The organism is Allobosea sp. BH3 (assembly GCF_025499465.1).
Lineage (GTDB): Bacteria > Pseudomonadota > Alphaproteobacteria > Rhizobiales > Beijerinckiaceae > Allobosea.
In genome coordinates, this window is the sequence record NZ_JAIMCA010000003.1 from 289726 (window position 1) to 312414 (window position 22689).

General features: G+C 67.8%; 16 protein-coding genes and 1 tRNA gene. 7 read left to right on the top strand and 10 right to left on the bottom strand.

The window, feature by feature from the left end:
• Position 1: 1 nt before the first annotated feature.
• The 5 genes from BoBH3_RS10225 to BoBH3_RS10245 form a co-directional block, all read right to left on the bottom strand.
• Positions 2–634, bottom strand: coding sequence for an invasion associated locus B family protein (locus tag BoBH3_RS10225; protein WP_262330691.1), 633 nt, complete (start codon positions 632–634; stop codon positions 2–4).
• A 279-nt stretch (positions 635–913) separates the two neighbouring features.
• A complete protein-coding gene (locus tag BoBH3_RS10230; protein WP_262330692.1) occupies positions 914–2278 on the bottom strand; it encodes a sugar porter family MFS transporter in 1365 nt (454 codons plus the stop codon).
• A complete protein-coding gene (locus tag BoBH3_RS10235; protein WP_262330693.1) occupies positions 2272–3210 on the bottom strand; it encodes a hypothetical protein in 939 nt (312 codons plus the stop codon). Before BoBH3_RS10235 ends, BoBH3_RS10230 begins: the two co-directional genes overlap by 7 nt.
• A gap of 136 nt (positions 3211–3346) precedes the next feature.
• Complete coding sequence (locus BoBH3_RS10240; protein ID WP_262330694.1) at positions 3347–3940, bottom strand: TetR/AcrR family transcriptional regulator; 594 nt, start codon at positions 3938–3940, stop codon at positions 3347–3349.
• Positions 3941–4146: 206 nt separating this feature from the next.
• Positions 4147–4220: transfer RNA gene (locus BoBH3_RS10245), tRNA-Gln, on the bottom strand.
• A gap of 271 nt (positions 4221–4491) precedes the next feature.
• Here BoBH3_RS10245 and BoBH3_RS10250 point away from each other — a divergent pair.
• Positions 4492–5844, top strand: coding sequence for an amidase (locus BoBH3_RS10250; RefSeq protein WP_262330695.1), 1353 nt, complete (start codon positions 4492–4494; stop codon positions 5842–5844).
• A 29-nt stretch (positions 5845–5873) separates the two neighbouring features.
• Positions 5874–6992 (top strand): M20 family metallopeptidase, encoded by a 1119-nt coding sequence (locus BoBH3_RS10255; protein WP_262330696.1) that lies wholly within the window; start codon positions 5874–5876, stop codon positions 6990–6992.
• A 214-nt stretch (positions 6993–7206) separates the two neighbouring features.
• Here the strand turns inward: BoBH3_RS10255 and accC are convergent, their stop codons facing one another.
• The 4 genes from accC to BoBH3_RS10275 all read right to left on the bottom strand — a co-directional run bounded on the left by accC (position 7207) and on the right by BoBH3_RS10275 (position 10529).
• The gene (gene accC, locus BoBH3_RS10260) at positions 7207–8568 is read right to left on the bottom strand and encodes an acetyl-CoA carboxylase biotin carboxylase subunit (protein ID WP_262331173.1); all 1362 of its coding nucleotides are present in this window, start codon (positions 8566–8568) and stop codon (positions 7207–7209) included.
• Positions 8569–8597: 29 nt separating this feature from the next.
• Positions 8598–9062 carry an acetyl-CoA carboxylase biotin carboxyl carrier protein gene (gene accB / locus BoBH3_RS10265; protein ID WP_262330697.1) on the bottom strand — a complete coding sequence of 155 codons (465 nt, stop codon included), beginning with the start codon at positions 9060–9062 and terminating at the stop codon, positions 8598–8600.
• 75 nt (positions 9063–9137) lie between these two features.
• Positions 9138–9593, bottom strand: a complete 456-nt coding sequence (gene aroQ, locus BoBH3_RS10270) for a type II 3-dehydroquinate dehydratase (protein ID WP_262330698.1) — start codon at positions 9591–9593, stop codon at positions 9138–9140.
• Positions 9594–9719: 126 nt separating this feature from the next.
• The gene (locus tag BoBH3_RS10275; protein ID WP_262330699.1) at positions 9720–10529 is read right to left on the bottom strand and encodes a DsbA family protein; all 810 of its coding nucleotides are present in this window, start codon (positions 10527–10529) and stop codon (positions 9720–9722) included.
• Between the two features lie 201 nt (positions 10530–10730).
• Here BoBH3_RS10275 and BoBH3_RS10280 point away from each other — a divergent pair, with 201 nt between their 5' ends.
• A complete protein-coding gene (locus tag BoBH3_RS10280; protein WP_262330700.1) occupies positions 10731–11921 on the top strand; it encodes a pyridoxal phosphate-dependent aminotransferase in 1191 nt (396 codons plus the stop codon).
• A gap of 107 nt (positions 11922–12028) precedes the next feature.
• Positions 12029–14338 (top strand): mechanosensitive ion channel family protein, encoded by a 2310-nt coding sequence (locus tag BoBH3_RS10285; RefSeq protein ID WP_262330701.1) that lies wholly within the window; start codon positions 12029–12031, stop codon positions 14336–14338.
• Between the two features lie 120 nt (positions 14339–14458).
• Here BoBH3_RS10285 and BoBH3_RS10290 read toward each other — a convergent pair whose 3' ends face one another.
• Positions 14459–17161 carry an Rne/Rng family ribonuclease gene (locus BoBH3_RS10290; RefSeq protein WP_262330702.1) on the bottom strand — a complete coding sequence of 901 codons (2703 nt, stop codon included), beginning with the start codon at positions 17159–17161 and terminating at the stop codon, positions 14459–14461.
• Positions 17162–17743: 582 nt separating this feature from the next.
• On the opposite strand from BoBH3_RS10290, the gene BoBH3_RS10295 reads away from it, so the two are divergent.
• From BoBH3_RS10295 to BoBH3_RS10305, 3 genes are all read left to right on the top strand, one after another.
• Positions 17744–19036 (top strand): N-acetylmuramoyl-L-alanine amidase, encoded by a 1293-nt coding sequence (locus BoBH3_RS10295; RefSeq protein ID WP_262330703.1) that lies wholly within the window; start codon positions 17744–17746, stop codon positions 19034–19036.
• A gap of 143 nt (positions 19037–19179) precedes the next feature.
• Positions 19180–21630: a penicillin-binding protein 1A gene (locus tag BoBH3_RS10300; protein WP_262330704.1), complete on the top strand. Its 2451-nt coding sequence runs from the start codon at positions 19180–19182 to the stop codon at positions 21628–21630.
• Positions 21631–21707: 77 nt separating this feature from the next.
• Positions 21708–22643, top strand: a complete 936-nt coding sequence (locus BoBH3_RS10305; protein WP_262330705.1) for an oxygenase MpaB family protein — start codon at positions 21708–21710, stop codon at positions 22641–22643.
• Positions 22644–22689 lie beyond the last annotated feature (46 nt).

A 22689-nucleotide genomic window follows, 5' to 3' on the forward strand; every position in this document is an offset into this window, starting at 1 on the left:
ATCAGAACCGCTCCTTGGCGAGCGCGTCGAGCGCCGGATCGAGGCCGCGGGTGGATAGCGGCATGGCAAGGTCGCGGCCGGCGGCATCCTTGAAGATGATTCGGCCGGCCTCGCTGGCCTTGCGCCACTGCTTCAGCAGATCGTCGCCCGGCGCGGCGTCTGCCAGGCAGCCGGTCGGGATGCAGCGGCGCCAGGGCAGGTCGAGCGGCTTGGCCTCCTTCTCGCCGAGCGTGATCTGGACGCTGCTCGGGAAGGTGACGCTCACCGGCATCACGGCCGTGATGCGCAGCGGGTCGGAGGCGGAGAGGCGCCCGATCGCGATCTGCGCGATCGGCGTCTGCTGGCCCTGGGCCTGCAGCACCTGAGCAACCTCGCAGACCCGTGTGGCCTTGGGGCTTTCGATGCGCTGGCAGCGCAGCGTCCAGTCGCCGAAGCTCGCCGTGGTGACGCTGGGCTCCGCCGGGACCTGAGCAGGCGCCGGATTCGGCGCAGCGCTGGCAGGGGCCGGAGCAGGCGCCGTGCCCGGCCTCGTGGCGGGCGCCTGGGCGGCGGCGATGCCGCCCGAGACGAGAAGAATCGAAGCGGCAACCTCCAGGCGCTGGATGATGCCGATCTTCTTGCTTTCTGTCGTCACGCCCCACCTCAGCCATGCCGGCCGCCTGCGCTCTTCGAACGCGAGCGGCGATCCATCCAGGACTGGGGGGCGCCTCGGGAGCCTGGTTCGACATCGTCCCATGCCGCCCGAAGGCGTAAGGGAGGATGCCGTCTGCATCCGTCAGGGCGCAGAAAAAGGCTCTATCGAGGCAGGTGCCCCCCGCCCGATCTGGCCGAAGAATTCTCAGATTGCTCGATACTGTGCAATACGTGAGTCAAAAATGGTCAGTGGACCGTTAACAGCCGATGGCCCCGATGCTCAGAAGAGCGCCTCTCGCGAGCGGCCGCGTGGGCCGGCCACGGCGAGCAGGATCACGCTGAGGCCGAGTGCGGCGGCGATCAGCGCGAACATGCCCCAGACGCCGGCGCCCCGGATGATCGCGAAGCAGGCGAGGGGAACGATGATCGACACGAGCCGGCCGAGCCCCCAGGCGATCGAGGTGCGCGAGGCCCTTAGTTCCGTCGGGACGATCTCGGCGGCGTAGACGGCCAGAACCGTCGCGTAGACCGCGCTCAGGAGGGCAAAGGCGATGCCGAGGCCGACGAGGGCGGCAAACTGAGTCGCTTCGGAGAAGGCGAAGCCGAGCAGGGCCATGCCGCAGGCGCAGATGATCAGGCTCGCCTTGCGGCCGATTCGGTCGATGAAGGGAGCCACGGCGAGATTGCCGATCACCGGCCCGAACATGATGAGCCCGGCCGCCACGACCGAATCGGCGATGCTGAACTGCTTGCTGACCATCACGGCCCCGCTCATCAGCGGAAAGCCGATCGTCGCCCAGGGGGCGAGCAGATAGAGGCCGCAGAGCAGAGCAAGGGTACGGCCCGTGATGCGGCGATCGTCAGCGGCGCCCGGCGACGCCAAGGCCACGGGCGGAGGCGGAGGCGGCGTGGGAGCCGGCCGTGATTCGCTGCGGCCGAATCGCCTGAGCGCCGCCTCGGCTTCCTCCAGGCGGCCGGCGGCGGCCAGCCAGCGCGGCGATTCCGGCAGCAGGCTCAGCAACGCGGCGGCCAGCGCCGCCAGGACCGCGCCCGTGCCGACCGCCCAGCGCCAGCCCTCGATGTCGAGGAAGGCCGGAGAGGCGGCGCGGAGCAGCAGGATCAGCCCCGGCGCGCCGAGGAAGGCAAGGCCCGCGCAGAGGCAGGACATGGTTCCGCGCAGCCGCGGCGGCATGATGTCTGCCAGATAGGCGGTGATCAGAGGCGGGCAGGCCCCGATGCCGAGGCCCGAAAGGAATCGGAAGCCGATCATGTTCTCCGGGCTGTCGCTCATCGCAACGGCGAGCGAACCGATGGCGACGGCTGCGAGCGCCGCCTGCAGCGCGCGGCGTCGGCCGAGCCGGTCTCCCAGCAGGCCGAAGACCGGCGCGCCGATGGCGCCTCCGGCGAAGATCGCTGCAAGGAAAACGGAGAGTTCCGTCGGCGTCATCGTGCGCGGCGGGGCCTGGAACACCGCCCCCAAGGCATTGCCGAGCGCGACCTCGGCGATGTCGGCGAAAAGGGCGAGCGTGACGACGGCGAAGACCGCAAGCCTCAGCCGGCAGAAGGGCAGGGCATCGAGTCGCTCACCAATGGAGGGCGGCACGCTCGATAGAGGCAAAGGAGCGTCGTCGACCTTGTTCAGCACGCGGGGCTGTTCCGCTCTGGACGGGCCGCCCTGGCGGCAGCCGCAGCCGTCAGGGTCGCGTCGCCCACGGAGGCGGTGGCATGCTCGAAGGCTTCGCCGATGATCGTGATTTTCGCAGCCTGCATGCGCGCATAACCGGTGCGGAAGCCACGCGAGAGCCAGATCGGGGAGCGTCCGGGCGTGCCGGTCCAGCCGAGGCTACCGAGCGCGATGGCCGCGGAGAGAGTGCGCCCGGCATGCGTCCGGGAGAGGTTGAGCGGGCGGGCGAGGGCGGAGACCGACGTCACATTGGTGACGGCCTTCTCCTCGTTTCGCGCGGTCGCGATGTCGAGACCGGCGATTAGGCGATCCATCAGGCTCCCGCCTTCGTCGACGGAGGCGAAAACGGCATAGTCCGGCCCGGGCGCGCAAATGGTTGGGCTGGCCAACAGGCCGTCCGCGACCGCCGGCTGCATGCGCGGCAGCAGCGCCGCCTCGGCCTCGCGCAGGCGCACGGACCTGTCGCCGCCATCGAGCGCGTCGAGCGCCGCCAGATGCGCCTGATGCCATTCGCTCAATGCGCAGAGAACGGCGGGCGCCGGCGTGACGAGCATCGCGTCGGAACCGCCCCCGGCCTTGGTCGGCAGGATGATGCCGTATTTCAGGGACTCGTCGAAGAAGGCGGCGGCCGTGTTGCGGCTGGCGATGCGGTGCGTGAGCGCGTCCTCGACGAAGAGGCGCCGGGATATGCCTGGCCGGCCGGCCGCGAAGCCTCGGTAATGGCGGGCGAGCGCGGCATGCGACATGAGCCATCGCTGCTGGGTCGAGAATTGGGATGCCAGCCGCGGCGCGCCCTGTTGGAAAGCCTGGAAGCCGCCGGCGAGCCCATGGACAACATGATCGAAGCCCGGATGCGCGAGCATCCGTTCGATCTTGAATTCCTCTGTCTGCATCCATCCCCCCAGCACGGCGCAGTGCCTGTCGATGCGGCCCTGTCAGTTGCGGAGCCTTACACCGTCAGTCGTTCAAGAAGTCCCCATCTCCCGCCTCGGGCTGCGCCGGCCTATCGCCGTGCGCAGGGCCTGCCTCTCAGGCGGCGGGCTCCGCCGCGCCATAGAGCAGCGCGCGGACCATATTGGCATAGCGCAGATGAAGCCTGCCCGGATCTATCGGCGGCAGGCTCTGATTTGTGCCCCGGGCACCGTCGGCGAGCAACTGCGCCAGATCCTCCGGCCTGACCTTCGGCTTGAGGCGCAGCAGTCCCCGGTCCTGCATCTCGACGATGAGTGCAGCCAGTTCCGCCTGAAACGCCACTGCGGAGGTGATCATGATGTCGCGGCATCGCCGGAAGGCCTGATCGTTGATCTCGACGGCATGCGGTGACGTCGCAAGTCGGCGCCGCGTGTGGCCGTAGCGCGTGTCGAGGATCGCCGCGAAGACCGCGACGGGATCGCGCTCCTCGAGCAGCGCGAGCCGTCCCGCCTCCATACCGGCCTCGACGGCCTGCTGGTTCACGTTCTCGATGAGGAAGCGGAAAGCCTCCTCCTTGCTGCTGAAATAGTTGTACAGCGTCCGCCGCGTCACATCGACGGCCTTGGCGAGGCCGATCATCGTGACCTGGTCGTAGCCATGGTCCAGGAACGCCCGCTCGAGCCGCGACACCAGCTCTATACGCGTTACCATCGAATCATCCGGGTGCTCGTTGTTGAAGACGCTGCGACCGGCAAGCCCTAGCGTGACAGGCAAAACTCATGCAACCGCGCGGCTATCGGCCGGTCGCCGGTCACGAGGCCCTGGATGCACTGCGGCTCCGTGGTTCAAGCATACGACCGGGCAAGGTAGAGCTGAAGCGCTGGCATCGAAAGCCACACAAGTCTGAGACTTGATAATGGCTGGGGGACTAGGATTCGAACCTAGACAACCAGAGTCAGAGTCTGGGGTCCTACCGTTAGACGATCCCCCAACGAAGCGTTGGCGCTGCGGCGCCCGCGTTGGTGAGCCGGGGTCTAATCAATGCGATCCGGCTTGGCAAGTGCAGAATGCGCCCAAGGGCGAAAGGTCCTCGGGATGCTGACGGGGAGGGGGCGGCGGCCCATGATGCGGCGGCAGCGATGGTGCGGCCATCCTCTGCCGCGGCTAGGCGGCCCGTCTGCCGCATGCCAAAGATGAGGCCCTCGAATCCGGGAGCGGGTGGCCGCTTCTTCGGAACCCGCCTCGCTTCGGTCTGAACGCCCATGGCTCGCACGCTCTCCTCACTCGCCGCCGACCTCGCTGCCGGCCGGACGAGTTCGCTTCAATTGGTACGCGAGGCGCTCGCACGGATCGATGCGCCGGACGGAGAGGGGAAGCTCACCTTCGTCAAGCTGCACCGCGAGGCTGCGCTCGCCGCGGCCGAGGCGATGGACAGGCTCAGGGCAGCCGGTCTCGCGCCGTCGCCCTATGCGGGCATCCCGATCTCGGTGAAGGATCTGTTCGATCTCGCCGGTGAACCGACGCCGGCAGGCTCTGTGGTGCTTGCCGATGCGGCGCCGGCCGAGCGCGACGCGCCGGCAATCGCGCGGCTGCGGCGGGCGGGCTTCGTCGTGATCGGCCGCACCAACATGACCGAGTTCGCCTTCTCGGGCCTCGGCCTCAATCCGCATCACGGCACGCCGGCCTCGCCCTGGGATCGCGCCGCGCGGCGCATTCCCGGCGGTTCGTCCTCGGGCGCCGCGGTTTCGGTAGCGGACGGCATGGCCTTTGCCGGCATCGGCTCGGACACCGGCGGCTCATGCCGCATCCCGGCGGCCTTGTGCGGGATCGTCGGCTACAAGCCCACGGCTGCGAGCGTGCCGCGCGAGGGCGCCTTCCCGCTGTCGCAGACGCTGGATTCGATCGGCCCGCTCGCCAATAGCGTCGATTGCTGCCGCGTCCTGCATGAGATCATGAGCGGGGCGGAGCTGTCGAAAGAGGTTCCGGCGCGTTTGCAGGGCCTGCGCATCGCCGTGCCGCAGACGATCGCGCTCGACGGGCTCGACGCGCCTGTGGCCGCGAGCTTCGCGCGGGCGCTGGAGGCGTTGTCGAAGGCCGGCGCCATCGTCAGCGAACAGCCTTTCGCGCGCTTCGCCGAGGTCGCCCGCATCAATGCCAAGGGCGGCTTCGCTTCCGCCGAGGCCTATGCCCACCATCGCACCCTGATCGAGGCGAAGGGCGACGGCTACGATCCGCGCGTGCGGACCCGCGTGCTGCGCGGCCGCAACCAGGATGCCGCCGACTATATCGAGCTGGTGCAGGCACGCGCCGCTTTCGTCGCGGCGATGCGGGCGGAAGTGGCGAGCTTCGACGCGCTGGCGATGCCGACCGTGCCGACCGTACCGCCGACCATCGCGGAACTCGCCGAGGATGACGAGGCGTTCACCCGCGTCAACCTCGCCATGCTGCGCAATTCGACCCTGATCAACATGATGGATGGCTGCGCGATCTCGCTGCCGATGCATCGGCAGGGCGAGGCGCCGGCCGGGCTGATGCTGGCGCGGGCAGGCGGCGAGGATGCCGCGCTCTTCGCCATCGCCGCCGCCGTCGAGACGGCGCTGTCCGAAATCCGTTGAGTCGAACCCGTTGAGTCGCCTTGGAGACCATGACGTCCATGAATGAGAACGAAGCCGCCGCCCTGTCCCTCTGGGTCGCGCAGGAAAGCCCCACCAGCCATGCCGCCGGCGTGAACGGCATGATGGATCTCGTGCAGAAGGATATCGCGGGCCTGCCGATCGCGCTTGAGCGCATCCCGGGGCGCGACGGGCTCGGCGACATGGTCGTGTTGCGGGCCGGGCCTGGGAATAGCCAGCCCGCCGTCGCGGTGATGTCGCATCTCGACACCGTGCATCCGGTCGGCACCAGCGCGAAGGACCTGCCGGTCAGGATCGAGGGCGACAGGCTTTATGGGCCCGGCGTCTACGACATGAAGGGCGGCGCCTGGCTGGCGCTCCAGGCCTTCAAGCAGGTCGCCGCCGCAGGCTCCGCCAGGCGGCCGATGGTCTTCCTGTTCACGCCGGACGAGGAGATCGGCTCGCCGACCAGCCGCTCCGTCATCGAGGATATCGGCAGGGGCTCGGCCGCGGTGCTGGTCACGGAGCCGGCGCGCCTCGGCGGCAAGATCGTGACCGCGCGCAAGGGCGTCGGGCGCTTCGAGGTCAAGCTCGAGGGACGTCCCTCCCATTCCGGCTCCCGCCATGCAGACGGGCGCAGCGCCATCCGCGAGGCCGCGCACCAGATCCTCGCCATCGAGGGGATGACCGACTACGCCCGCGGCATCACCACCAGCGTCGCCCTGATCGGCGGCGGCACGGCGGCGAACGTCATCCCGCAGCATGCCTGGTTCAGCGTCGACTGCCGCGTCACCACGGCGGCCGATGGCAGGCTGATGGAGGAGCGCATCCTCGGGCTCAAATCCCATGACCCGGATGTCAAGCTGCGCATCACCGGCGGCATGAACCGCCCGCCCTATGAGAAGTCGCCAGAGGTGGCGGGGCTGTTCGAAATCGCTCACAAGGTCGCGGCCGGAATCGGCTTCGAGCTCCAGGACTGCCCGATGACGGGTGGCGGCTCGGACGGCAACTTCACGGCGGCGCTCGGCGTGCCGACGCTGGACGGGCTCGGCATCGATGGAGACGGCGCGCATACGCTCCAGGAATATGCGCTGATCTCCTCGATCGCGCCGCGCCAGGCCCTGATCAAGGGGCTGCTGGAGACGGTCTGAGCTCCTTTCGATTTCTGTTGTTCAACAAACGCGGGTCATCCCGGACCTAGATCAGGGATCCACTCCTGAGCCTTTGATCGGAAGCGCTCTGGAATGGATCCCGGGTCTCCCTGCGGTCGCTCGGGATGACCCGCTGTTTTGATTTCGGACATGCAGGCACAAAAAAGCCCCTCGCGCTGCAAGGGGCTTTGTCGTTTCCGGCGCTGCCGAGGCCTCAGCCTTCCGCGTCGCCCATGCCGCCGGCGGCGAGGAATTTCTCGAGCCAGTGGATGTTGTATTCGCCGTTTAGGATATCCTGGTTGCGGACCAGGGTGCGGAACAGCGGCAGCGTGGTGTCGACGCCGTCGACGACGAACTCGTCGAGCGAGCGGCGCAGCCGCATCAGGCATTCGGCCCGGTTGCGGCCGTGCACGATCAGCTTGCCGACCAGCGAGTCGTAATGCGGGGGGATCGTGTAGCCCTGATAGGCTGCCGAATCGACGCGCACGCCGAGGCCGCCCGGCGTGTGGAACGAAGCGATCTTGCCCGGCGAGGGGCGGAAGGTCGCGTGATGCTCGGCGTTGACGCGGCATTCGATGGCATGGCCCTCGATGACGACGTCCTTCTGCGTGATCGAGAGCGGGGCACCGGCGGCGATCCGGATCTGCTCGTTGACGAGGTCGATGCCGGTGATCATCTCGGTGACCGGGTGCTCGACCTGGATGCGGGTGTTCATCTCGATGAAGTAGAACTCGCCATCCTCGTAGAGGAACTCGATCGTGCCGGCGCCGAGATAGCCGAGCTTCGCCATGGCATTGGCGCAGATCTCGCCGATCCGGTCGCGCTCGCCGGCATTGAGCGCGGGCGAGGGGCCTTCCTCCCAGACCTTCTGGTGGCGGCGCTGCAGCGAGCAGTCGCGCTCGCCGAGATGGATGGCGTTGCCGCGGCCATCGCCGAGGACCTGGATCTCGATATGGCGCGGCTTTTCGAGATATTTCTCGATATAGACCGCATCGTCGCCGAAATTGGCCTTGGCCTCGCTGCGGGCGGTGGCGAGCAGGACGGACACCTCGTCCTCCGTGCGGACCACCTTCATGCCCTTGCCGCCGCCGCCTGAGGCGGCCTTGATGATGACCGGCAGGCCGATCTCACGGATGATGCGCAGCGCCTCGGCCTCGTCGGCGACGCCGCCCTCGGAGCCCGGCACGCAGGGGATGCCGAGCGCCTTGGCGGTGCGCTTGGCCTCGATCTTGTCGCCCATGCTGCGGATATGCTCGGCCTTGGGGCCGATGAAGGCGATGTTGTGCCGCTCCAGGATCTCGGCGAAGCGGGCGTTCTCGGAGAGGAAGCCGTAGCCGGGATGGACCGCGTCGGCACCCGTGATCTCGCAGGCGGCGATCAGGGCGGGGATGTTGAGATAGCTCTCGCGCGCCGGCGGCGGGCCGATGCAGACGCTCTCGTCGGCGAGGCGGACATGCATGGCGTTGGCGTCGGCGGTGGAATGCACCGCCACGGTGGCGATGCCGAGCTCCTTGGCGGCGCGCAGCACGCGCAGCGCGATCTCTCCACGGTTGGCGATCAGGATCTTGTCGAACATCTTGATCTCGCCGTCCTTGCGGGCGCCGCTCACTCGATCACCAGCAGCGGCTCGCCGTATTCGACCGGCTGCCCGTCCTCGACGAGGATGGCCGTGACCTTGCCGGCGCGCGGGGCGACGATGTCGTTGAAGGTCTTCATCGCCTCGACGAGGAAGATGCGCTCCCCCTGCTTCACCACGCTGCCGATCTCGACGAAGGGCTTGGCGTCGGGCGAGGGGCGGCGATAGGCAGTGCCGACCATCGGGGAGGTGACGGCGCCGGGATGGGCGGCGGTCGGCTTGGCGTCCGCTACAGGGGCGGCGGCGGGGGCGGGGGCGGGGGCGGCGACAGCCATCGGCGCAGCGGCCGGGACCTGGAAGTTCGCCGTGACGTTTCGGGCGACGCGCACGCGCAGATCGCCCTTCTCGACCTCGATCTCGGTGAGGTCGGTCTGGTTGAGAAGCTCGGCGAGCTCGCGGACAAGTTCGGGATCGATCGGGCTCTTGGTCGCCATGGCGGGTATCACCGTCTTCTTAGGATTCTAAAGGGTGGGAGCGGGTTCAAGCCGGCGTCCCGTCGTTAAACTGGTTCAGGCGGCCTTAGCCGCCCGCTTTTCGAGAAGCGGCACGATGGCGTCGAAGGCCAGCTCGTAGCTGGCGACGCCGAAGCCGCAGATCACGCCGACGCAGACCGGCGCCATATAGGAATGGTGCCGGAATTCCTCGCGCGCATGGACGTTCGAGACATGCACCTCGATGGCCAGCGCATCGACGCCCTTGATCGCGTCGCGCAGCGCCAGCGACGTATGGGTGTAGGCGCCGGCATTGATGACGACGCCCGCGCCGGCCAGCCCGGCCTGCTGGATGAAGGTGACGAGCTCGCCCTCGTAATTGGTCTGGCGGAAGGTGAGCTCCACGCCGGCGGCCTGCGCCTTGCGCTGCAGGCGCTCCTCGACGCCGGCGAGCGTCACGGCACCATAGGTTCCGGGCTCGCGGGTTCCGAGCAGGTTGAGGTTGGGTCCGTTCAGGACGTGGACGGCGACCATGGAGGGCGTTGATTCCGGCGCCGCACGCGGGCGGCAGAAGCCGCCCTCATAAACGTTGCGGGCCGGCAGGGGAAGCCTGAACGGCCCTGCCGGCTGTGCGTAGCGGCTGCGAGCGCCCGCGCGCGATCAGCCGGCGCACTCGGTCTTGCCGCACCGGCGCACCGAGTCGAGCTTCTGCTTGAGGGCAGCCTGGCCGACGGCGCCGAACACGATCTCCTCGCCGATGATGAAGGCCGGCGTGCCGGTGAGGCCCAGCTTGTCGCCCAGCGCGACCGTATCCTCGATCGCGGCCTTGGTCGCAGGCGCCTCCATCTCCTTCTTCAGCTTCTCGACATCGGCGCCGGCTTCCTTGGCGATTTCAAGTGCCTTGGCGCCGTTGATCCGGCCCTTCACGGCCATCAGCTTGTTGTGGAAATCGAAGTACTTCTGGCCCTGGAGCTGGGTCTTGGCCGCGACGGCGACGCGGCTCGCCTCGACCGAATCGGGCCCGAGGATCGGGAAATCCTTCAGCACGACGCGCAGCTTCGGATCGGCCTTGGTCAGGGCGGTGACGTCCTCCATCGCCCGTTTGCAGAAGCCGCAATTGTAATCCATGAACTCGACGAGGGTGACGTCGCCCTCGGGGTTGCCGATGATGATGGAGGTCGCAGGATTGGTGATCCGCGCCTTCTCGGCCGCGACGGCGCCGCGCTGCGCCTCGGCCTGGGCGACCGTGTTGCGACGCTCCAGCTCGATCAACGCATCCTGGATGATCTCCGGGTTCTGCACGATGGTCTCGCGAATGAGATCCATGACCGCCTTGCGCTGCTCGGGCGAGAGCGGCGGGTTCTGCTGCGCGAAAGCGGGGGCAGCAGCGGTCGCAAGCCCGAGGGCGAGCACGAGGCCGGCAGGCCGGGCCCAGGCGCGCGCCATGCCGATGAGGGTGCGAAGAGCCATCGCGTCGTCCTTTCGAAACCGCGGGCCGGCAAATCCGGCCACGAAAAACAGCGCCCTGTAGCGCGAAATTCCTAGCGAGCTTTTGTGACTTCGCCGGGCGCAGGTCAAATCACGGCTCCGGCAATGGCAGCCATTGGCGGTTGCGGCACAGCGCCGCCTCCGCTACGCGGGCTTCCGCTCCTTCGCCAACCGGACAAGCCGATGCAGAAGCCCCCGATCACGCCTGCCGCTCCTCCCGCCCTGGCGGAGCGCGCCGAGCGTGTCGCGCCGTTCATCGTCATGGACGTGATGAACCAGGCGGCCGCCATCGAGCGGCGCGGCGGCAATGTGGTGCATATGGAGGTCGGCCAGCCATCAGCACCGACGCCAGCCTCGATCCGCACAGCCGCGGCCCGGGCGCTGGATGACGGCCGGATCGGATATACGCAGGCGCTGGGCACGGATTCACTGAGGGCGCGCATCGCCCGGCATTATCAGGAAGCTTATGGCGTCGACGTGGCGGCCGAGCGCGTCGTGGTTACGACCGGCTCCTCGGGAGGCTTCATCCTGGCCTTCCTGGCCTGCTTCCAGCCGGGCGCGCGGATTGCGATCACCGCACCGGGCTACCCGGCCTATCGCAATATCCTGATCGCGCTCGGGCTGGAGCCTGTCGCCATCGAGGTCGGGCCGGAGACGCGTTTCGCGCTGACACCCGAGCTGATCGAGCGGGCGCATCGCGAGAAGCCGCTCGCCGGCGTTTTGACCATGAGCCCGGCGAATCCGACCGGCGTCGTGATGGCGCCGGAAGCGATCGCGGACGTGGCTGCCACCTGCCGCCGTCTCGGCCTCTGGTACATCTCCGACGAGATCTATCACGGCCTGACCTATGAGGCGCCTGCGACAACGGCGCTCTCGGCCGACCCCGACGCGATCGTCGTCAACTCCTTCTCCAAGTACTACTGCATGACCGGCTGGCGCGTCGGCTGGCTGATCGTGCCGGAACGTATGGTCCGGACGATCGAGCGGCTGCAGCAGAATTTCTCGATCTCGGTGCCGTATCTCAGCCAGGTCGCTGGAGAGGCCGCCTTCGAGGCAAAGGAAGAATGCGAGGCGATCAAGGCGGGCTATGCGCAGAACCGCGCCTTCCTGCTCAAGGCCTTGCCCGAGATCGGCCTTGGCGACTTCCTGCCCGTCGACGGGGCCTTCTACATCTATCTCGACATCGGCCGCTATTCGAATGATTCCATGGCCTTCTGCCGGAGCGTTCTGGAAGAGGCGCAGGTCGCGATCACCCCAGGTCTCGATTTCGACGAGGCGCGCGGGGCCCGTACGGTCAGGCTCTCCTTCGCCGGGTCGCTGGCCGAATGCGAGGAGGCGGTATCCCGCATCGGAGGCTGGCTGCGGAAGCGCTGAGAGATCGCCATTTCGCTGCCGCGACGGCCTAGCAAGCAGCATTTCCCTTGCCAGACCTTGAGGAAGCTCCGCATTCTCCCGACGTCAAGGCGAGGGGGAGACGAGCCATGAACGTCGCGGCAGCCCGAAGGGTGCTCACGAGGCGGGCTTTGGCCCGGCTTCCGGCGCTCCTTGTTATTGCCCTTTTCCTGGCCTTCCCGGGCTTCGGGCCGCTTGCGCTCGTGACGACGACGCCGGCCCGGGCGCAGGCGCAGCCGCCGATCATCCTGAATCTGCGCGGCGACGAGACGCCGGAGACGATTCGCAAGATGGTCGATGCGCTGTCCGGCTCCGGCCGGCCGGTCGAGATCCGGCTCGGCGGAAATGCCGCGACGACGGCAACCGCTCCAGAACCGGCGGCCAAGGAGAAGCATGCCGCTCCGCCGCAATCCATGGCCGAGGAGGAAGGGTTTCAGGCTCAGGTCAACGCGCTCGCCGACACCTTCGTCAGCGGGTTCGAATATGGCGTGGCTGCCGTTCCCAACGTCTCGCGGCTTCCGGAAGAATGGGAGCGTGCCTGGGAGCGAAACCAGAACGGCCGTACTGGCCCAAGCGCCGGCTGGCGGATGCTCATGATCGCAGGCCTCGCGCTTGCGGCCGCCTTCGTCTTCCGGATGGCGAGCGCGGGCTGGTTCGCCCGGAAACGCGAGCCGGCCGGTCCGGAGTTCACTCCACGGCTGATCGCCGCGTCATGGGGACTGCTGCAGGATGTCGCGACGATCGCGATCGCGCTCCTCGTGGCGCGGTTCGCGCGCAATGCGTGGCTGCCCGAGAGCGACCTCGCGATGATCTCGCTGTCGACCGCCGCCAACGGAGCGGCAATCGGCGCGCTCTATATCGCGGTAGGGCGCTTCCTGCTCGCGCCGGGCGTGCCGGAACGGCGCCTCATGCCGCTGCCCCGCGCCGAGCGGCATTTCCGCCTGCTGGTGATCTACGCCATCGTGACACCCGTGATCGTGACGGGCATCCTGCTCGCGCAGCGTGTCAGCAACGGCCCCCTGCCGGTGACGGGGCTCATCGCCCTGACGGGAACGGCCGTGACGCTGTTCAAGATCTGGTGGTTCCATGACATGCGTCGGGATCTTGCCGTGCTGATCCTGAGCGGGTCTCCATCGCCCGGGCCATTGCGGCGGATGGTGGCCGCCGGCGCAGCGTGGTTCTTCATGGCGGTGGCCGCCCTGTTGTGGATGATCAACAGCGCCGCTTCGATGATGAGCAATGGCGGGCTCTGGACCGAGGCCGCAGCCCTGACCCAGACGGCGATCGTGGTGATCCCCATCCTTGTGGTCGGCATATCGAGCCTGCTGAACTGTCGCGCGGCCCATCGCGCGCAGGAGCAGGGCGCGACGCCGCTGGCGCATGCCGTCAGTGCCGCCCTGCAGGCCGCCGCGGTTGGCGTCGTCTGGGCCGCCGGCTTCTTCGTGCTGGCGCGCCTCTGGGCCGGGCTGCTGCTCGGCGTCAGCTCAGGGCAGTTCTCCTCTGTGATGCGGCAGATCGCCGGCGTCGCGACCTTCGCCTTCGCGGGCTGGGTCGCGCTCGTCTTCCTGCGCGCCTTGTTCGATGCCTATACGCCGCGGCGACGAGTGGTCGGCCCCGCCGATGAGGACGATGCGCATGAGGAGAGCGTGCCGAGCCGGCTGGCGACGGTGCTGCCGGTGCTGCGCGGCGTCGTGCTGGGGGCGGTGCTGGGCCTGACGGTGCTGATCGTGCTCTCGCGCCTCGGCGTCGATATCGGGCCGCTGCTGGCCGCCTTCGGCATTCTCGGCCTCGCCCTGTCCTTCGGCTCGCAGGCGCTTGTGCGCGACATCGTCTCCGGCGTGTTCTTCATGCTGGAGGATGCCTTCCGCGTCGGCGAATATGTCGATACCGGCCGGCTCAAGGGCACGGTCGAGAAAATCTCACTGCGTTCGATGCAGCTTCGCCACCAGAGCGGCCAGATCCACACCGTGCCCTTCGGCCAGGTCCAGCAACTGACCAATGCCAGCCGCGACTGGGCGACGGTGAAGTTCAACGTCCGCCTCGACCATTCGGCCGACCTCGAACAGGCTCGAAAGGCGATCAAGAAGGTCGGGATCGCGCTGATGGAGGACCCGGAATTCGCGCCGCACTTCATCGCGCCCCTCAAAATGCAGGGCGTGGCCGACATCACCGACCAGGCGATCGTGGTCAGGCTGAAATTCACCGGCAAGCCCAACCAGGCCTCGATGCTCCAGCGCGAGGCTCTGAAGCGCGTCTATCGCGCGATGAACGACGCCCACATCCCCTTCGCCTCCAATGCCGTCACCGTGCGCGGCGGCGAGGGCGGCCAACAATCCGGGGCCGCCGCGGCTATCGCGACGGTGCCGCCGCCCACCCCGCTCGCACCTGCGGCGGGCTGAGGCGCACGCGTTTTACGCGGAATCGGCGGACCGGAACGGCAGACGGACAACCGATCAAGAAAAAGCCCGCTGCGGATCGCAGCGGGCTTCATTTTTGTCGTCGCTTGCTGAAGCCGGCGCTCAGGAGCGGCCGGCCAGCCTGTTCCACCAGCCGCCCCGCTTGGGCCGATCCGGATCGGCCGGGGTCAGCACCACCGCGACGGGCTCTTCGGCCGGGGCAGGAGCAGGAGCTGGTTCTGCCGCTGCCGGTTCCTCGGCAGGCTGTGCGGCAGCCGGAGCCGGGGCGGGTGCAGCTTCCGCCGCAGCCTCGCCGCCCTCGGTGATCGGCACGACCTTCTTGCGCGAGCGGCTGCGCTTCGGCTTCTCGGCCTCCACCGGAGCGGCCTCGGGGGACACCGCCTCTTCAGCCTTCGCCACAACCTCTTCCGCCTTCGCGGCGGCGGCTTCCGCCTTGGGTTTGCGGGCGCGGCTGCGCTTGGGCTTGGCGGCCTCGACCGGCGCAGGCTCTTCGGCCGCAGGCTCCGGCGCCGCGGCAGCAGGGGCCTCGCTCACGGCCTCGATGGCGTCCTGCTCGGAAGCCTCTTCCTCGCCGTCCTCACCCTCGTCGCCCTCGTCATCCTGCGCGCCTTCGAGCTGCTGGCCCTGGCCGTCGCGTTCTCCGCCGCGCCGCCGCCTGCGACGCCGACGACGCCGGCGGCCGCCTTCGCCATCGCCACGCTCGCCCTGCGCTTCGCCGGCGGTCGTCTCGTTGTCGCCGGTCTCCGCATCGAGCGCTGCCGCTTCCGCAGCCGCATCGAGCGCCTCGTCATCGACATCGGACGTGATCGCCTCGGCCTTGAAGGCGGTCGGGACGACGCGGCCTTCATTGCCGACGAACTCGCCCTTCTCGACCTCGAAGTAACGAGTGCCGAGCAGATTGACGTCGGTCGAGATCGTGATCGCGATGGCGAAACGGGCCTCGAGATCGGCGAGATGGGCGCGCTTCTGGTTGAGCACGTAGAGCGCCACCTCCGGCCGGGTCCGGACGGTGAGGTTGTGCGAGGCGCTCTTGATCAGCGTCTCCTCCAGCGCGCGCAGGATCTGCAGCGCGACCGACGGGGTCGAGCGGATCATGCCGGCGCCGGCGCAGTGCGGGCAGGGCACCGAGGAGGATTCCAGCACGCCGGTGCGGATGCGCTGGCGCGACATCTCGAGCAGGCCGAAGGCCGAGATGCGGCCGACCTGGATGCGGGCGCGATCGTCCTTGAGGCACTCCTTCAGCTTCTTCTCGACGGCGCGATTGTTCCGGTTCTCCTCCATGTCGATGAAATCGATCACGATGAGGCCGGCGAGGTCGCGCAGGCGCAGCTGGCGGGAGATCTCCTCCGCCGCTTCGAGATTGGTCTTGAGGGCGGTGTCCTCGATGTTGTGCTCGCGGGTCGAGCGGCCCGAGTTGATGTCGATCGCGACCAGCGCCTCGGTCTGGTTGATGACCAGGTAGCCGCCGGACTTGAGCGTCACCGTGTTGGAGAACATCGCGTCGAGCTGGCTCTCCACCCCGAAGGCGGCGAAGAGCGGCGTCTGCTCGCGATAGGGCTTCACGCTCTTGGCATGGCTCGGCATGAGCATGCGCATGAAGTCCTTGGCCTCGCGATAGGCCTCCTCGCCGGCGACGTGAACCTCGTCGATGTCCTTGTTGTAGAGATCACGGATCGAGCGCTTGACGAGGTTGCCCTCCTCATAGACTAGCGCGGGAGCGACCGAGGCCAGCGTCAGCTCGCGCACGCTTTCCCACATCCGCATCAGGTATTCATAGTCGCGCCGGATCTCGACCTTGGTGCGCGAGGCACCGGCCGTGCGCAGGATCAGGCCCATCCCCTCGGGAACCTCGAGTTCCTGGGCGATCTCCTTGAGGCGCTTGCGATCCTCGGTGTTGGTGATCTTGCGCGAGATGCCGCCGCCCTTGCCGGTGTTCGGCATCAGCACCGAATAGCGGCCGGCGAGCGAGAGATAGGTGGTCAGAGCTGCGCCCTTGTTGCCGCGCTCCTCCTTGACGACCTGGACGAGGATGATCTGGCGGCGCTTGATGACCTCCTGGATCTTGTACTGGCGGCGCGAATGGCGCACCGGCCGCTCCGGCATGTCGTCGAGGGCGTCGCCGCCGCCGAGCTGCTCGGGAGCCTCCTCGGCTTCGTCGCCGTTCTCTTCGTCGCCGTCCTCGTCGTCGGCCGGCTTGCGGGCCTCCTCGGCCGGGGCCTCGGTGGCCTGGGTCGTCTCGAAGGTCAGGGGCGCGGCGTTCTCGACGGCGTCCTCGTCCGGGTTCTCGGTGACGGCCGGGGCGAAGTGTTCACCGAAAGCGGGCGCGCCCTCGTTGACCATGGCGGCTTCCTTGCCGTTGGTCTCGACATGCACGATCTCGCCGTCGGTCTCGACCTCGGTCGAGACGGTCTCGTCCGTCGCGGCCTTCTTGGCGCGGCTGTCGCGATCCCCGCGCCGGCCGCGATCGCGGCGGCCGCGCTTCTCACGCCGCTCCTCGTCACGCTCCTCGTCGCGTGCGGCGCGCGCCTCGTCCTCGATCAGCGCCTGCCGGTCGGCGACCGGAATCTGGTAATAGTCGGGATGAATTTCCGAGAAGGCGAGGAAGCCGTGGCGATTGCCGCCGTATTCCACGAACGCAGCCTGGAGCGAAGGCTCCACGCGCGTGACCTTGGCGAGATATATGTTGCCGCGCAGCGGTTTGCGGCTGGCGGACTCGAAATCAAACTCTTCTACGCGGGAACCGCGGACCACCACGACCCGGGTCTCCTCCGGGTGGGTGGCGTCGATCAGCATCTTGTTGGCCATCAGAAACGTCCATTGGCGCGGCCGCCGGAATCCACGAGGCTACGGACAAAAATCCGCCGCCGCGGGCAAGGGCGCCGCGCGAAAGCCGGCATGAGCCGGCATGTTGCAGGAAATAAAGCTCAGCCTGGACAGGAAGGCGGTTCGGGACAGCCGCTCGGGCCAGAAGCCCGGCGCGGTCCCGCAGGTTCGGACGATCTACCGATAGTGCTAGCGGCGTCGTTGGCCCCGTCATCTGTCCTGACCTGCGATGCGCCCGCCTGACGGCCAAGTGCATCGCGTTTGCACGCTCGCGAGACAGGGTAGGGCGCAGAACACTTGCAATCCCGATACCAACCGTCTGCGGACGATCCGTTGCGGTTGTCTTGCCGCTGCCGATCCCGCGAGGGGCGGCAGCCCAGCCTGCTCGGGACCTCTTCAGTCCAGCGGGCGGCTGACAAGCAACCTGTTCCATTACAGACAGGTGATGGTGGTTTGCAAGTCACATGACACAAGCATCTCACCGGGCCCGTCCGGCAGCGGTTTCCGCCTCCGTCCGGAGATGGTAACCGCCTCTTAAGATTTCATCCCCGCAATGGTTAAGCGATGGTGACCGCCGACGGGACATTCGCGCTGTTTTCGCGCATCCGCCGAGCCTCCGCGGGCTTTCTCCGCGCAGGGGCGGGGGCTGTTGCGGCATGTGCACTTGTCACCGCTTTCGGCCTCGCCTCGCTGCGGGCCGAGCCGAAGCCGCAGAGCGAATACCCCGTCGCCACCGATGCCCGCATCGAGCAAAGCGGCGACGTCGTGCGCCTGACCATGATGCTGTCATCGAAGGTCGAGGCGAATGCCTGGGTGCAGTCCTCGCCGGACCGCGTCATCGTCGAGCTGCCTTCGACCAATTTCCAGATCCAGCCGAACGCCAAAAGGTCGGCCGGCTTCGTCAGCGGCTACCGCTATGGACTGTTCACGGCCGACAAGGCCCGAATCATCATCGACCTTTCCCAGCCGGCCGTGATCGCCAGGACCGAGACGCGCCTCGTTCGCGGCGGATTCGGCGAGTTGACGATCGAGCTCAGGAAGGTCGGGCGGCCGGAATTCCTGGCGGAAGCCGGCAAGGCGAGGCCGCCGGAACCGGCCGCGGCGGCAATGCCGGTGCCAGCGCCGACGAAGCCCGCCGCCGAGACGCGCCGCACGATCATGATCGATCCGGGCCACGGCGGCATCGACCCCGGCGCCATGGTTGCGACGATCGCCGAGAAATCGGTCGTGCTCGCCTTCGGCAAGGCCCTCAAGGAGCAACTGGAAGCCAGCGGCCGCTACCGCGTGGTCCTGACCCGCGACGACGACCGATTCGTGTCGTTGGCCGACCGGGTGCAGGCCGGCCGCGACGAGCAGGCCGATCTCTTCATCTCGATCCATGCCGATTCGCTGGTGCAGGCGCAGGATGTGCGCGGCGCCACTGTCTATACCCGCTCGGAGCGGGCGACGGATGCCGAGGCGGCCAAGCTTGCCGCCAAGGAGAACGAGGCCGATTCCGCCGCCGGTCTCGAAACCAGCGAAGAGGTGCAGGACGTCGCCGGTATCCTGATGGACCTTGCCCGTCGGGAGACGCGGACCTTCTCCGGCGTCTTTGCACGCAACCTCGTCGACAAGCTCGGCGGTTCGATCAAGATGCACAAGATTCCGCTGCGCTCGGCGCGATTCTGGGTACTGAGCGCTCCGGATGTGCCCTCCGTGCTGATCGAGCTCGGGTATATGTCGAGCCCGAAGGACGCCGAGCTGCTGAACTCGCCGGAGTGGCGGGGCAAGGCGGTGACGGCGGTCTCGGCGGCGATCGAGGACTATTTTGCCCGCGAACGGGCTTCCGTGGGGCAGGCGGCGGAGATTCGGCGCTAGCCAGGGTGTCGGCCGTATCCTATGGGAAGGCGCGAAATATGGTCGGCGGGCCACGGTTCCGCCATTTCCGTGATGCTATAGCTGTGATTTGCGACGCGCCCTGATCCGGCGCACCGGGTGCAGAGAGGGGTCCAGGGCCTGCAATGCGGTTCATTCTGCGAATCTTCGGGTGGTTGTTCGCCGCGGGCGCGATCGCTTTCGTGATCGGTGCTGCCGTTTTGGGCGGCCTTATCTGGCACTATTCGCAGGACCTGCCGGACTATGCGCAGCTCAGGAACTACGAGCCGCCGGTGATGACCCGCGTCCATGCGGGCGACGGCAGCCTGATCGCCGAGTACGCCCGCGAGCGCCGGCTCTACCTGCCGATCCAGGCCGTGCCGAAGCTCGTCGTCGACGCCTATATCTCGGCCGAGGACAAGAATTTCTACAAGCATATGGGCGTCGACCCGGAAGGCCTGGTTCGCGCCGCCATCTCGAATTTCCGCAACCGCGGCGCGAATCGCCGGCCGCAGGGTGCCTCGACGATCACCCAGCAGGTCGCGAAGAACTTCTTCCTGAGCCCCGAGCAGTCGATCGAGCGCAAGATTCGCGAGGCGCTCGTCGCGCTCAAGCTCGAATCGACCTACTCGAAGGACAAGATTCTCGAGCTCTATGTGAACGAGATTTATCTCGGCGCGCCGGCGCCGGGGCAGGGCAGCTATGGCATAGCGGCAGCCGCGCTGAACTATTTCGGCAAGTCGGTTCATGAACTCAACCTGCAGGAAGCGGCCTATCTCGCCGCGCTGCCGAAGGCGCCCTCCGACCTGCATCCCTTCCGCAACCGCGACCGCGCGATCGAGCGTCGCAACTACGTGATCGATCGCATGGTCGAGAACGGCTACGTCAAGGCGAATGTCGCCGACGCCGCCAAGAAGCAGCCGCTCGGCGTCAATCCGCGCACCGTTTCGCCGAACCAGATCGCCGCCGGCTATTTCGCCGAAGAGATCCGGCGCGAACTCCAGGACCGCTATGGCGAGAAGAAGCTGCTGGAAGGCGGCCTCTCCGTGCGCGCCACGGTCGATCCCAAGACGCAGCTCATGGCCCGCAAGGCGCTGGTCGACGGGCTCGTGCGCTTCGACGAGGCGCGCGGCTGGCGCGGCGCCATCCAGAAACTCGATATCGGCTCTGCCGACTGGGGTACGACTCTGGGCGAGTTGCCGGTTCTCGGCGATGTGGCGCCCTGGCGGCTCGCCGTCGTGCTGGATGTGAATGGCGACAGCGCGCGCGTCGGCCTGCATCCGCTGCGCGACAATGCCGGCCACCTCAACAAGGAGCGCCAGACGCTGACGCTCGCCGCCGACGGCATCAAATGGACCCGGCGGGCGCGCGTCTCCCAGGCGGTATCGGTCGGCGACGTCGTCTATGTCGAGCCGGTTGACGGCCGGGCCGGGTTCGCCCGCCTGCGTCAGCTCCCAGAGGTCAACGGCGCCATCACCGTGATGGACCCGTTCTCGGGCCGCGTGCTCGCCATGGTCGGCGGCTTCAGCCACGACCAGTCGGAGTTCAACCGCGCCACGCAGGCGCTGCGTCAGCCGGGCTCGTCCTTCAAGCCCTTCGTCTACGCGACGGCGCTCGACAACGGCTACACCCCATCGAGCATCGTGCTGGACGGGCCGATCGAGATCGACCAGGGTCCCGGCCTCGGCATGTGGCGGCCGGAAAACTACGACGGCAAGTCGACCGGCCCGCATACGCTGCGCTACGGCATCCAGTTCTCGAAGAACCTCATGACGGTCCGGCTCGCCAAGGATGTCGGCATGCCGCTGATCGCCGAATATGCCCGCCGCTTCGGCGTCTATGACGACATGCAGCCTGTGCTCTCGATGTCGCTCGGCGCTGGCGAGACGACGGTCATGCGCATGACCGCGGCCTATTCGATGTTGGTCAATGGCGGCAAGCGCATCCGGCCGACCCTGATCGACCGCATCCAGGACCGCTGGGGCACGACGATCTTCCGCCACGACCAGCGTGTCTGCGAGGGCTGCGCCGCCGAGAAATGGGCGAACCAGCCTGAGCCGCGCCTGATCGACAACCGCGAGCAGGTGCTCGACCCGCTGACCGCATATCAGATGGTCTCGATCCTCGAAGGCGTGGTCAATGCAGGCACCGCGACGGTGGTGAAGTCGGTCGGCAAGCCGCTCGCCGGCAAGACCGGCACGACCAACGACGCCAAGGACGTCTGGTTCGTCGGCTTCTCGCCCGACCTCGTGGTCGGCGTCTATATGGGATTCGACAAGCCGAAATCGCTCGGCACCTCGGCGACCGCTGGCCAGTATGCCGCGCCGATCTTCCGCGACTTCATGACCGTCGCCCTGAAGGACAAGCCTGCGACGCCGTTCCGTGTGCCTGCCGGCATCAAGCTGATCCGCGTCGATGCGCGCAGCGGCATGCGTGCCGGTGGCGAGGGCGGCATTCTCGAGGCGTTCAAGCCCGGCACCGCACCGCCCGACTCGTTCTCGGTCATCGGCGCCTCGGCCGATGGCGGCGTGCCATATGGCGCCGGTCCAGGCGGCGGCGGACGCGCCATCGGCTCCGGCACCGGCGGCTTGTACTAGGCAGCGCCGGAACGGTTCGCGGGCAGCATCGTTCCTTTTCGCGAGAGCGCCGCAGGCGCATCGCGAAAAGGGTTTTCATGATCTCTGCATTCCTGCCGTCGCCGCTGCCCTTGCCCGGGCTTGTCGCACGCGAACTCGACATGGCTGCGCTCGCCTTGCTGCAGGCGCCGGGGGCCGCTGCGGCCGACTTCGCTTCGCCTCCAGGCGAACCTGCTCTGGTCGGTGCCGATTCGGTCTCGTGGCGGGTTTTCAAGAATCCTGTCGCGCTGTTCGTCGGCGGGGTGGCTGCTGTCCTCCTCGAACTGGCGCATCCTCAGGTTCGCGCCGGCGTATGGGACCATTCCTCGTTCCGGAAGGACCCTGCCCGGCGGCTGCGGCGCACCGGGCTCGCCGCCATGGTGACAGTCTATGGCGCTCGTTCGCGGGCGGAGGCGATGATTGCCGGGGTTGTTCGGCGCCATGACGCGGTGGAGGGCCAAGCACCGGACGGAACGGCCTATCGGGCCAACGATCCGGAGCTGCTAGACTGGGTTCAGGCGACGGCAGGATTCGGCTTCAGCGAAGCCTATCATCGGTATGTCCGGCCCTTGTCGCGGCAGGAGCGGGATCGCTTCTATGCCGAGGGCGCGCCCGCCGCGCGACTCTATGGGTCCATGGGGGCGCCTGGCTCTACCGCGGAGATGGACGCCCTTTTCGCCGCGACGGCTCCGCAGTTGGAAGCATCGCCGATTATTTTCGAGTTTCTCGACATCATCAGGACCGCACCGATCTTGCCGGCGGCGTTGCGGCCGCTCCAGCGCATGCTGATCCGAGCGGCCGTCGCGACCACTCCAGACTGGTTCAGGGTGCAACTCGGGCTCGACGCGCAGAATCGGTTTGGCCCCGGCGAGGCCTGGGCGGTAAAGCTGGCCTGCCGGCTGGCGGACCGAGTGCTGCTTCGTTCCAGCCCGGCGGTTCAGGCCTGTCGCCGGCTCGGCCTGCCGGATGATCACCTCTACCGCGTGACCGGTTGATGGGGCTGCGGGATTTACACCCGGGACGACAGCCTCTATCCGGTAC